Origin of the sequence: Pseudomonas sp. B21-040, assembly GCF_024748695.1 — a bacterium.
GTDB lineage: Bacteria > Pseudomonadota > Gammaproteobacteria > Pseudomonadales > Pseudomonadaceae > Aquipseudomonas.
On the sequence record NZ_CP087176.1, the window covers coordinates 1,933,179 to 1,945,069 of the forward strand.

Sequence of the window (11,891 nt, forward strand, 5' to 3'; positions counted from 1 at the left end):
GCGCTAAAGGGGAGGCTGTTGGTTGCCCGTCTGCTGAATAACTTCAGCAACGGCCGGAACATAGTCGAATGAAAATTACCAAACTTTACTGATGGCTTAGCCAGCTTGCCAAGTTGCTTGAACTGCAGTTATAGGCAGGCCGCGGTTATTGCTCATTCATTAAATTTTTGCCGAGTGCCGAGTGCCGAATGCCGAGTGCTGAGTTGCTGCAGGAGTCGAGCATTCTCGCGATGCAGCTCAATCAGCTCTTTTTGCGTAATCGAGAGTTTCTCGAAATTGTGGTGTAGTTCTTCAGACAGCTGGGTCACCTGTTGTGCGTGTTGCAGTAACAGGGTGTCGTGTTCCTCCTGGCGTACTTGACGAAACTGTTTAAAAATTTCATCGGCATGCTGCCGTTCATTGTTAAGTATCGCGATCTGCGTGTGTTGTTCCTGCAGCTGTCTGGTTAATTCTTCAATTCGTTGTTGTGCGAGAGCTAAATCGGAAGTCTGTTTGGTAACTTTGGCCGTGGCTTCTTGTCGTTGTTGTTGCTCGTTGAGCAGGCGTGCCTCCAAGTTCTCCTTGTGGTCTTGCTGTTCCTCTAATTGTTTCTGCGTTCTTTGAAACTGTGATTCCAACTGGGTTTTATCCAGGGCAAGTTGCGCTTGAGCCCTAGTCAATTGCTCCTCGCTTTCAGCTTGCAGTTGTTCACTCAAACCCAAAACCAGCTGCGCCAGCGGCTCGCTGAGACGCTCAAGCGTGGGTTTGGGTTTTTCTTCGAGTTCTTTGAGGTAGTGGGAAATCGTGGTTTTGGATCCGGTATTGCCCAGCGCGATGCGCACTGCGTCGATGGTCGGGCGCTTGCCTTGGGCCAGCAGCGCCGTTTTGGCTTGTTGCACCAATTGCTTGGTGATGCCTTCGCGAGCCATGTGATCCCCTACTTTTACGCCCTGTATTACGTTGCATGTAATTACAGTGTACAAGGTCCCTGATCGAACGCTTGTTTATGGAGCTTATTAACACGGGATAATTGAGCGTTATCACGGGTGATGACCGTTCATCGGGTTAAGTGGCGCGTTTTGGGTATCATTGAGGGGGCGCCAGCGATTGTTTGGGGCTATAGACGGTTCGCCTTACTGCTTTCAGCCGCGATACCTCAATCTGCTTTTTCACGATTTGTCGGGCGGCCATGTATCGCGCCTGTTCCCACAGCAGCCGGCGGCACTTGCTACGTACAATAATACGATACGAAGAAAAAGTATGCCGGTGTCTTTTCGGTATAGGGCAAGGGGTTGGTTGGCCGGTACTGAGTTAGTCGTCCACGCCTCGATGCGAGGCCAGTAAGCGGGCGATACTCTGCAGTTTGCTTTGTGTCGGTGATCTGGACGGCTGTGGGGTTTTGAGTTAAACGGGCACCCCGTGAGGTGCTCAAAGGGTGTTGATGGGGCTCAAGCAAGGGGGGCGTCGAGCGGATGGGCATTGCAGAGAAAAATGTCGAAGCCTGTGATGTATCGAACGCGATAAGTCGCGGCTGGCGGCGGGATTACTTAGCGATACCGCTGAATGTTTTCACCCCCTACTGTTTCTGCGGGTGCCAGACAGGGTGCATCGAGCTTTCCTTTGCTCAGGTGGGTACTGGCCGTGCTCGGAGCACGACCCCCATCGCACGCATTACCTTCACTACGGTGTGAAAACTGGGCTTGGCACCTGGCGCTAATGCTTTGTACAAGCGGGCGCGACTGATGCCTGAGTCCTTTGCAATCCGAGTCATTCCGCGAACCTTCACCACATGATTGAGGGCGCGTATCAGTTCGTCGGTATTACCGTCAGCCAGGATTGGAGACAGGTATTCGCTGATTGCTTGCTCAGTGTCGAGATTCTCCGTTATTTCGAACGGGGTTCGGGGGACAGGCATGTTGAGCCACCTTCCTGCAGGTCTGGCGTGCATGATATCAACGGCTGTATAGATTTGTTGGCGCCAGCAGATCGGGGGGAGGCGCCGACGCCGATTTAAGACTGAGCACCTCAAAATCGGCAATTTAGAACAGGAAACCGTTCGCGAGGAGTCGGACCGGGACAGCCATCTCGGCAGCTGGGTCAACACCGCGTCGGCGTCAACACAGCAGAACCTTAAGTAAAGAATGTTTGTCCTTACCACTGCTTTGAGCTCTTAAAGAAAAGTTTTCTTTTCCTTGCTGCCGGTAGCTAAAGGGGGGGGTAAAACGGAATTCGTCGCCAAGAAACGTCGCTCATTAAGATTTTCTACCGGCTAGAAGCTATTATTGTATTTCATCCGGTAGCGGCAGGGACGGTAGTTACCTGCCGCACCCCGCACAGATCTGTACCTGCGGAATGACCGAATACGGCTCCTGCCTCGGGTATTGAAGATAAATCGACAGCTGCAGAAACTTCTTTAGCAGGACTAGACTTGCGAAAATAGGCGACTGAATCTGGCCGCCTTGTCTTGGACTAACGATCTCAACGCGTGGAGGCTTAAATGACGATGCCATTTGAACGGACCAGGTCCGTCGCACAAACTCACGCTTTCCTGACGGAACTTGCCCTCGACACAGAAGTGCCCGAACGCGTTAGAAAAAACGCTCACTTCCTTTTACGCCACTTTCCGACTAAGCACGATGTCCTACAGGCTGGCCGTATTGAAGAGCAAGCAAAAAAAATGGGGATAGGTACATTTAGCCCCGTTTTTTGCTCCTCAACTGATGACTGGTAGGAGTGCAATACGGCGGGCAGCTTCCGACCCAGCTTGAGTGAAAACGTCCGCGATTTCCCAATCCTCTGGTCGTCCAGATCATGGAGGGACGATCATAAGGGATTTCATTTAAGGGGAGGCTTGGACGCAAGTCACGTTGCTGCCGGGCCTGGACGATTACGTTGCCGAAGAAAATCCAGTGCGGGCGGTCGACGTTTTCGCCGATGAACTCGATCTGGCGTCGGCGCCAACATCAAAGGCTACCTCGTTGATCGAGCGGTGTATTTAGGTGTCGAGAGCTGTGGTGGACCATCCCCCACCACTCTGGCGTCCAGCACCCACAAAAAAGCCCACCGGGGTGTGGGCTTGGATGACGGTGCCATTTAACGAAACAGCGTTATCTGCACCTGTGTGGTTTTCTGAAAAAGCTCGCAAAAATTCCACGGTGGAACTTGAGGACAGCTGAAATTGAGGTAGCCCTTCAACTGGCAGAAAGAGGACTTTATAGTCGATTATAGAGCGATTATAGAGCGATTATAGAGCGATTATAGAATGGCGCTCTCAGCGAGTCTCGTCAGCACAAACCTCTACTTCTAAGCCTCGCATCATGCACGCTATGTGTAAATCCGGCGCCGTGAGTTCGCGATTATCCAGGCGCCTGATTCGGCCATTCCGCCAGCGGCGCTAACATAACGTTCCTCACATTATGCGAACCTTCTTATAGAGACCTGAGAGTCTCCGGTGATCGGATTTGCAGCCAGGCATTGCCTCACTACAATTCTATTGATCACGCCAAGTATCCGAAGTTGAAAATCAACAGCACCGTCAAAGGCGAGGCCCAAGCCAAACTTGTGCGTCTGCAGAAGTGCTCCAGGTACCATAGCTTTTTTAACGTCGTTTGCTATCGATGCCTTTGCCAAGGTTGAGGGCTCAGCCATTGGCGGTAAGTCTTGCCGCTCCGTACAAGAAATTCCGGTCCCCTAAATGTTGGGCGTCAGACTGGTCAGGCCGAATTTCTTGCATGCGAGAAAAACGCCTTCACGAATATGACGATGGATTCTGTACTTCTTCAGCGGCATCGATACGAATTTTGGCGCGGGTAACAATGGCCATCGCCTCGGCAATCCATGCATCGTCCCCGGTGCCTTACGCATCAGCCATAAAGAACGCCACGACTTTTGCATTATCCAAGTAGTCCGCAGGGTCAAAATCAGAATTGAGCTATGTCATTTGATCAGCAGGGGAAAAAAATGAACCCAACACCACTCTCTGAAAATGGCAGATGGATTGTTACCTGCCAAGACACTGAAGATGGAACTGGCGACCTGATCATACCTTTGCCTGACGATCTGCTGGCGGCTATCGGGTTAACCAGCGGCGACAAGCTGAACATGGAAAAACAGCCTGACGGCACGATAACCCTGACACCAGTTCGTTATCAGCATGATGTTGAAACATTACTCGGCGTATTGGCTGATCTTTACCACGTCTGCGGAATGCTTGACGCCAAGGTTGAGGTTCTGGACCAAATCATGGCTGCGCTAAATGGAGAACCATTGCCTCACGAGTCTCTGGGTCCATATGCAGCCCCCGATCCTGATTGATGGATGTCAGTCGATGAAAGTGACTAAAATAACTGCACAGAATAACGAAATAAAGTGAATATTTAGTTTGGTTATAAGAGGCTGAGTGTAATTTAGCAACACTACATGGCTTGAGTGTTAAGACCGATGCTGAATTGACCAGTTTCTGTCGAGCTGTAAGTCCGATCGTGAGCATCAGGGTCGCACCGTCAGCGGGTCGGCTGTTGGCACTGACGTCGAATTGACCCAGTTGCCGAGATGTCACTGACCCAGTCTGATTCCTCGAACAACATTGCCCGTGCAGGGTTTGTGCCGATATAGAGGTGGGGCAGTCTTACGTCGGCATGTGGGTCAATTCGGCATCGGCCTCAACAATCCAGGAGGTACTCAAGAGGTACTGTAAGACGGCGTTGCTAGCAGGGTTTTGGCAACACCGTGACCACAGTATTATTGGCACTATGGGCACTTAACCAGGCAGCGTTTCGCGACGGGGCACAGTGGCGTCAGATCACCCGCGATGACGACCGCGGAAGTAATTGATCAGGCCTTGAGTGGACGGATCTTCAGCTTCGGTTTCCTCGATGCCAACCAGGCGGTTGTAGACGCCTTTGCCCAACTCCTTGCCCAACTCCACGCCCCACTGATCGAAGGCGTTGATGCCCCAGATCACGCTTTGCACGAAAACCTTGTGTTCGTACATCGCAACCAGCGCGCCGAGACGACGAGCGCTAATGCGTTCGACCACCAGCGTGTTGCTCGGACGGTTGCCCGGAATCACCTTGTGCGGTGCAAGTTTCTGCACATCGGCTTCGCTCATGCCTTTGTCGCGCAGTTCTGTTTTAGCCTCGGCAAGGGTCTTGCCGAGCATTAATGCCTGGCTTTGCGACAGACAGTTGGCGTAAAGCCATTGGTGGTGGTCGGACACCGGGTTGAAGCTGACGATCGGCACGATGAAGTCGGCCGGGATCAGTTGGGTGCCCTGGTGCAGCAACTGGTGATAGGCGTGTTGACCGTTGCAACCCACGCCGCCCCAGATGACCGGGCCGGTGTCAGTGGACACCGGGGTGCCGTCCTGACGCACGCTCTTGCCGTTGGATTCCATGTCCAGCTGTTGCAAGTGCTTGGTGATGTTTCGCAGATAGTGGTCGTACGGCAGGATCGCGTGACTTTGCGCGCCCCAGAAGTTGCCATACCACACGCCGAGCAGGGCCAGCAGCACCGGCATGTTCTGTTCGAACGGCGCACTCTGGAAGTGCTGGTCCATGGCGTAGGCACCGGACAGCAGTTCCTTGAAGTTCGACATGCCGATGGCCAGTGCGATTGGCAGGCCGATGGCCGACCACAGCGAGTAACGACCGCCAACCCAGTCCCACATCGGGAAGATGTTTTCTTCGCGGATACCGAACGCCACTGCGGCGGCGTTGTTGCTGGAAACGGCGATGAAGTGACGATACAGCTCGGCTTCCGAACCACCTTGGGCCAAGTACCATGCACGGGCGGCCTGAGCGTTTTTCATGGTTTCGAGGGTGTTGAAGGATTTCGACGAGACGATGAACAGCGTGGTCTCGGCGCGCAGTTTGATGGTCAGTTCGTGGAACTCGCTGCCGTCGATGTTCGCCAGGTAGTGGCAACGAACACCTTTCTGGGCGTAGGACAACAGCGCTTCGGAGACCAGTTCCGGGCCGAGGAACGAGCCACCGATGCCGATGTTCACCACGTCGGTGATCGGCTTCTCGGTGTAACCGCGCCACAGCCCGTCGTGGATGCGGCCAACCAGGTCAGTGATCTGGTTCAGCACCTTGTGCACTTCAGGCATCACGTTGACGCCATTGACCGACAGTTTGTCGCCGACCGGACGGCGCAGGGCCGTGTGCAGGGCCGGACGACCTTCGGAAGAGTTGACGATTTCGCCATCGAACAGCGACTTGATCGCGCCTTTGAGATCGACTTCGTTGGCCAGGTCCACCAGCAGGTTGCGGGTCTCGGCGTTGATCAGGTTTTTCGAATAGTCGAGAAACAGGCCGCAGCTGCTGAGGGTGAATTGAGTAAAGCGCTGCGGATCGGCATTGAAGGCCTCGCGCATGCTGAAATCCTGCATGGATTGGCGGTGGTCATTCAAGGCTTGCCAGGCGGGCAGAGCGGTCACATCGTGAGGAGTGCGGTAGTACGCCATCGCTGCGGTTTTCCTTATGCAAATGTCGCGAGGTATCGCCAATAAGCCCGGCCGCGATTTTCACGTAGCGGCTGGGCAGGGCCGCTCTTTTAGCGGGCGCACATTGCGGCGGCAATTTTCTCCGCCACCATGATGATCGGTGCATTGATATTGGCCGTCGGCACGCGTGGAAGGATGGAGCCATCGACCACTCGTAGGCGACTCACGCCATGCACGCAACCCTGGCTGTCGGTGACGGCCATATCGTCCACACCCATGCGGCACGTACTGGTAGGATGGTGCTCGGTGTTGGCCACCTGGCGTAACCACGCGGCCAGTTCGCTGTCCGTCGCGTTAAGCCCTGGCGTGTCCACCGATTCGCCGCGATAACGCGACCAGGCCGGCTGTTCGACCATTTGCAGGGTTTTGCGAATGCCGTCGACCATCTGCGTAACGTCCCGCTGATCGGTCAGGTAGTTGAAGCGAATCACCGGCTTGTGGCGTGGGTCGGCCGAGCGCAGCGTGATGTTGCCGCGACTGTGCGGGCGCATCTGGCTGACGAAGTACTGGAAACCGTCGGCGATGTGCACCTTGCCGGATTGGAAGTCCGCCAGGAAGGGCAAGAATTCATGCTGCATATTGAAGTAGTCGACATCGTCGCTGCTCTTGAAGAATGAGCCCACTTCGAAGAAAGGCGTTGCTCCCAGTCCTGTCTTGAACAACGACCATTGCACCCCAAGCTTCAATCGACCGAAGGTATTCAACTCTTTGCAAATGGATACGCCCGAGGGTGACTTGAAGCGCAACGGCGCGACCACATGATCCTGCAAGTCGGAACCGACACCGGGCAAGTGCACGCGGGATATCACGCCATGGGCGGCCAGATCGTCGCGGTTGCCGATACCCGACAGCATCAGTAGATGAGGCGAGCCGATGGTGCCGGCGCAAAGCACGACTTCCCGGGCAGCGTGGATGATTTTCTGCTCGCCCTTGTGCTGCACAGTGACACCGCTGGCGACATTGCCTTCCAGGTTCACCCGCTTGACTAGGCAGTTGGTCAGAACGGTCAAGTTAGGCCGGCGGATCGCCGGTTTCAAATAGCCCAGGCTGGTACTGCAACGCACGCCATCGCGAATGGTGGTTTGGGTGACGTGCACCCCTTCCTGATTGCCGCTGTTGTAGTCGCCGGCGTCGTCCAGGCCGAATTGCTGGCCGGCGTCCAGAAACGATTGATACAGCGGGTGGTCAGCCTTGCTGCGCACCACGGTGATCGGGCCGTCCGCACCACGCGCAGGGTCTGCGCCATTTTCGAAACTTTCCATCTTGCGGAAGAAAGGCAGGCAATCGGCAAAGTCCCAACCGTCGACACCCAGCGTGCGCCAGTGGTCATAGTCCTTTTCGCAGCCCCGGACATAGACCATGCCATTGATGGATGAACTGCCGCCCAGACAGCGGCCGCGTGCCTGGCCGATCACCCGATCATGCAGTTCGGGCTCGGGTTCGCTCTCGAACTTCCAGTTGAATACATCGCTTTCAATGGGAAAGGTCAGGGCGGCGGGCATCTTGATAAAAATGCTTTTATCGCTGGGCCCGGCCTCGATCAAGCAGACCGTGACGCTGGAGTCTTCGGTCAGGCGGTTGGCGAGGACACAGCCTGCCGATCCTGCACCGACGATGACGTAATCAAATTCGTTAACCTTATTGACCATCTTGAGTAACCCGGTAAGACATGTTTGGCTGAAACAGCCCCGTGAATCCGGGGCTGCCTTAAATCGAGGCTTTAGGCTTTGCGTGTCGCAGAAACAGGACTCGCAGTGGGGGACGTATGTTCCGATCCCGCGGCGGGGCGACTGTCGCTCTCCACCACGTATTTGGACAGCGTCTTCCAGGTGTTGCTACCGCTGCGTTTGAGGTGCATCAAACGCCACAAACCGAGGATCATCAGAGCGACGAAAGCAATCGGTGCATAACCCACCGGAGGCCCCGGCAGCGGCACGAGGGAGTAGTAAAGAACGGTGAACAGCGCGATGGTCGAGATGATCGGGAAGATAATATGCACGATGACATTCAAGTCCTTGCGCATGACGGTGGTGAAGAAACGCGCGACACCAATGTTGCCCATGAAGTAGACGAACACGTAAATAATGGTCGCCAGTGTCGCCAGCATGAAGAAGGCCTGGTCGGGTTGCATGAAACTGCCGCCAACCAGCCCGACTATCAACGCCAGTACTGTTTGAGTCAGGATCGCCGTGTGCGGAGTGCGGTGCACGGGGTGAACCTTTTTCAGCCAACCAGGAATCGCTTCCGCGCGGGCCATGGCGTACCAGTTACGCGTCGAGTCCACGGTGCAGGCAATGCATACCGCGATCCCGGAGTTGAGTAGCGCCAGCAGAATCAGAATCCAGCCGTTGCCCCACAGTCGGTGAGCGACGGCGAATGCAGGGCTGTCCTTGGAGTCGGCCAGCGTATCAAGGTGCGCAATGCCCCAGCCGGTCTGAATGCCCCAAGCGCAGAACACATAATAGATGCCCAACAGAATCAGCGAGCCAATGATGGCCTGCGGGATCACCTTGCGAGGATTGCGCGCTTCTTCGGCCACTGCAGCGGCGCCTTCCCAACCTGTGAACGCGAATATCGACAACACCACCGCCAGGAAAAAGCCATGGGAACTGGTGCTATTGGCCGGGTTGAACCCCTCTAGAGAAACCCCACCTTCACCTGGAGAAATCAAGCCGCCGACTGCCAGTGCCGCAATGATCAGCATCTCCACCACTGACAGCACGGTCAGCATCTTTCCGGAGGTCTTGATGCCTTTGTAGGCGATGAAACCCACGAGCAAGAGGATGACGCCGGCAATGTACTGCCATGGAATGTCTATTCCATAGTTTTTGCTGATTTCAGTTTGCAGCACGTACCCGGTAAACGCGGCCAGGCCACCTGGAATCAGGGCCACAATCCAGGAATAGAGCCAGCCGACCATGAACCCGGCGCTCGGACCGACCGTGGCGCTGACGTAGGTGTAGAAACCGCCAGCGGAGGGAAAGTGCTTGCCCAATTGCGCCAGGGACACGGCAACGATCAAACCAATGATAAAGGCCGCGATATACGCAGAAGGTGCACCGAGACCGGCTTGCTGGGTATTGAACGCAATGGTCGTGAGCACGCCGACAGCGGGGGCGATCTGGGCAATACTTTGCATCAGCACGGTGACCAGGCCGACAGAGTTACTTTGCAAGCCGGTGGCCGGCACCGAGTGGGGGTGATCGTCGTTCATCGATATCTCCTCATCTTATTGTGGTACGAGGAGCGGTAGTGCGCACCGGGCCTCTGAGGTTGCGAGTATTGATGCGCGAAATCGTGCAGTCAATACCCCTTATCGTGTATTTGCTCAGTGGTATCGGGTATATCGTTCGGATTTGTGGTGGTATATGTGCATTGACTGCACGATATCGTGCATATAGCATTGAAAAACACGCACATCGATCTTGGAGTTTCCTGATGCCTTTTTCTGCCAGTCCTTATGAACTCGATATTAACGATCAGATTGCCGCGCTGGATGACCAGCTGGCTTATGAGCTGCCGGTAGCGTTGGCTGAGCTGGACCTGACGGCCTATGACCGCATCATTCTCACCGGCATGGGGTCTTCCGATTACACCGCGCTGCCGATCGAGCGCGATCTGGCTGCCCGTGGCTATCCGGTGTGGCGCATCGATGCGGGACGCTTGCTGGATTTCCCGCAACTGATCACCTCCAGCACCTTGCTGTGGGCAACTTCGCAGTCAGGCATGAGCGGGGAAATCGTCTCCCTGCTGGGGCAGTTGACCGGGACGAAACGGCCCAAAACGATAATCGGGGTCACCAACGCAGAAAACAGCACGCTGGCGCAGGCTTGCGATATTTTGGTGGCACTCAAGTCCGGGGACGAGGCGACGGTCAGCTCCAAAAGCTACATCAACACCCTGGTCGCGCAATACCGCATCGCTCTGGCGCTGCGGGGCGAAAGTGAAGCACCGCTGCTGGCGACACTGAACGATTTTCGGGAGCACATGGCGAGCCTGATCAACGACCGGCAGCATGTTCAACAGCTGACCGACAATGCGTTCGATAACGCCGAGCCACGACTGACATTGGTAGGCATTGGCGCCGACGGTGCCACTGCGATGACAGGGTCATTGATACTCAAGGAAGCCTGCAAGGTCATGGCCGAAGGGTATTTGGGTGGAGAGTTTCGCCACGGCCCGCTGGAAACCTCAGGCCCGGGAATGATTGCCGTGTTGATCGGCGACGGCACTGACAGCACGCTTGAAACCCTCGCCCAAGACTTGCTCGCCAATGGCACGACGGTGGTGACCATCGGGCCAAAGGCTTACGCTCAGAGCCAACTGTTGCCCACCCCCGGGCATGATGAATTAACCCGCCTGATCGCCGGGATTCTGTATGTTCAGCACTTTACAGTGACCTTTGCGCGAGCCCGGGGCCTGGTGCCGGGCGAATTCCTCTATGGCAATAAAATCACGGTGAAACTATGAGTGGGGCAGCTGAGGGTGGCGTTCGGGCCGGTGTCGATATCGGCGGCACCGGCATTCGCGTGGTCATCCTCGAGGATCGCCGTGAAATCGCCGCTGTCACGCTGCCCACATCGTCTTTCGAACGCTTCGAGCGCCACCAGCGCTCGATGGCGCTGGCTCGCCACATCCGCGCACTGGTGCCGAATGACAAGACACTGATGTCGTTGGGGATTGGTGCCAGCGGGCCGGTGGATACGGTGGCCGGTGTCATCGAAAACCCTAGCACGCTGCCGACCTTTTCCTCATTTCCGCTGGTGGCGGAATTGTCGACGCATCTGCAGGTGCCGGTGCGTATCGATAATGATGCGGTGACAGCGGCCCTGGGCGAGTTTCATCTGGGGGCTGGGATCGATAGCCGCAGAATGCTCGCCGTTACTCTCGGAACCGGTGTCGGCGTTGCCTTGCTGATCGGCGGGCAGCCGTTGCGCACTGCAAACGGCGCGCACTCTGAAGGCGGGCATATTCCCATCGGTGACTCGGACACGCCTTGCTACTGTGGTGTGTCCGGTTGCTGGGAAACCCTGGCATCACGCACCTGGTTGCAGGCCGAGCTGGCAAGGTTGTTGCCCGGGATCGTTTATGAGCGGCACGACCTGGGTTTCTATCGAGACCTTTATCAGAACGATTCCCGGATCGCCCGGCTGTTTCAGCAGTACGGGAATCAGGTCGGTCGGGGCCTGGGTTCGTTGATGTCGCTCTACGGGCCCGATCTGACCGTACTGAGCGGCAGTGCGGCGCAGCTTTTCCCGCTATACGAAGACGCGGTCCAGGCTTCGTTGGTACGTTCGAAAGGCTTTGAGTTAAACACGCGCATTGTGATGTCCACTTTGGGTGACGGGGCGGGGGCCATGGGCGCTGCGCTGCTGTTTTGACGGTGGGCTCTTTTGCGTTCAAGGGG

9 protein-coding genes and 1 pseudogene are annotated in these 11,891 nt (G+C 55.9%); 5 read left to right on the forward strand and 5 right to left on the reverse strand.

Annotated elements, in window-relative coordinates:
* Positions 1 to 152: 152 nt before the first annotated feature.
* A complete protein-coding gene (locus tag LOY55_RS08805) occupies positions 153 to 908 on the reverse strand; it encodes a DNA-binding protein (protein WP_258667880.1) in 756 nt (251 codons plus the stop codon).
* Positions 909 to 1,603: 695 nt separating this feature from the next.
* Positions 1,604 to 1,894 carry an addiction module antidote protein gene (locus tag LOY55_RS08810; RefSeq protein ID WP_258667881.1) on the reverse strand — a complete coding sequence of 97 codons (291 nt, stop codon included), beginning with the start codon at positions 1,892 to 1,894 and terminating at the stop codon, positions 1,604 to 1,606.
* A 588-nt stretch (positions 1,895 to 2,482) separates the two neighbouring features.
* Here LOY55_RS08810 and LOY55_RS31015 point away from each other — a divergent pair.
* The 3 genes and pseudogenes from LOY55_RS31015 to LOY55_RS08815 all read left to right on the forward strand — a co-directional run bounded on the left by LOY55_RS31015 (position 2,483) and on the right by LOY55_RS08815 (position 4,293).
* Entirely contained in the window at positions 2,483 to 2,710 is a 228-nt protein-coding gene (locus LOY55_RS31015) for a BPSL0761 family protein (RefSeq protein WP_309475408.1), read from the forward strand.
* 136 nt (positions 2,711 to 2,846) lie between these two features.
* Positions 2,847 to 2,933: pseudogene (locus LOY55_RS31145) on the forward strand (hypothetical protein); the annotation flags it as partial.
* Positions 2,934 to 3,912: 979 nt separating this feature from the next.
* Positions 3,913 to 4,293 carry an AbrB/MazE/SpoVT family DNA-binding domain-containing protein gene (locus LOY55_RS08815; RefSeq protein WP_258667882.1) on the forward strand — a complete coding sequence of 127 codons (381 nt, stop codon included), beginning with the start codon at positions 3,913 to 3,915 and terminating at the stop codon, positions 4,291 to 4,293.
* Between the two features lie 487 nt (positions 4,294 to 4,780).
* On the opposite strand, the gene pgi is transcribed toward LOY55_RS08815, so the two are convergent.
* The 3 genes from pgi to LOY55_RS08830 form a co-directional block, all read right to left on the reverse strand.
* Positions 4,781 to 6,445 carry a glucose-6-phosphate isomerase gene (gene pgi / locus LOY55_RS08820; protein WP_258667883.1) on the reverse strand — a complete coding sequence of 555 codons (1,665 nt, stop codon included), beginning with the start codon at positions 6,443 to 6,445 and terminating at the stop codon, positions 4,781 to 4,783.
* Between the two features lie 89 nt (positions 6,446 to 6,534).
* Entirely contained in the window at positions 6,535 to 8,133 is a 1,599-nt protein-coding gene (locus tag LOY55_RS08825; RefSeq protein WP_258667884.1) for a choline dehydrogenase, read from the reverse strand.
* Between the two features lie 71 nt (positions 8,134 to 8,204).
* The gene (locus LOY55_RS08830; protein ID WP_258667885.1) at positions 8,205 to 9,698 is read right to left on the reverse strand and encodes an APC family permease; all 1,494 of its coding nucleotides are present in this window, start codon (positions 9,696 to 9,698) and stop codon (positions 8,205 to 8,207) included.
* Positions 9,699 to 9,922: 224 nt separating this feature from the next.
* On the opposite strand from LOY55_RS08830, the gene LOY55_RS08835 reads away from it, so the two are divergent.
* Both LOY55_RS08835 and LOY55_RS08840 read left to right on the forward strand, forming a co-directional pair.
* Positions 9,923 to 10,954, forward strand: coding sequence for an SIS domain-containing protein (locus LOY55_RS08835; RefSeq protein WP_258667886.1), 1,032 nt, complete (start codon positions 9,923 to 9,925; stop codon positions 10,952 to 10,954).
* Positions 10,951 to 11,865 (forward strand): ROK family protein, encoded by a 915-nt coding sequence (locus LOY55_RS08840; RefSeq protein WP_258667887.1) that lies wholly within the window; start codon positions 10,951 to 10,953, stop codon positions 11,863 to 11,865. Before LOY55_RS08835 ends, LOY55_RS08840 begins: the two co-directional genes overlap by 4 nt.
* Positions 11,866 to 11,891 lie beyond the last annotated feature (26 nt).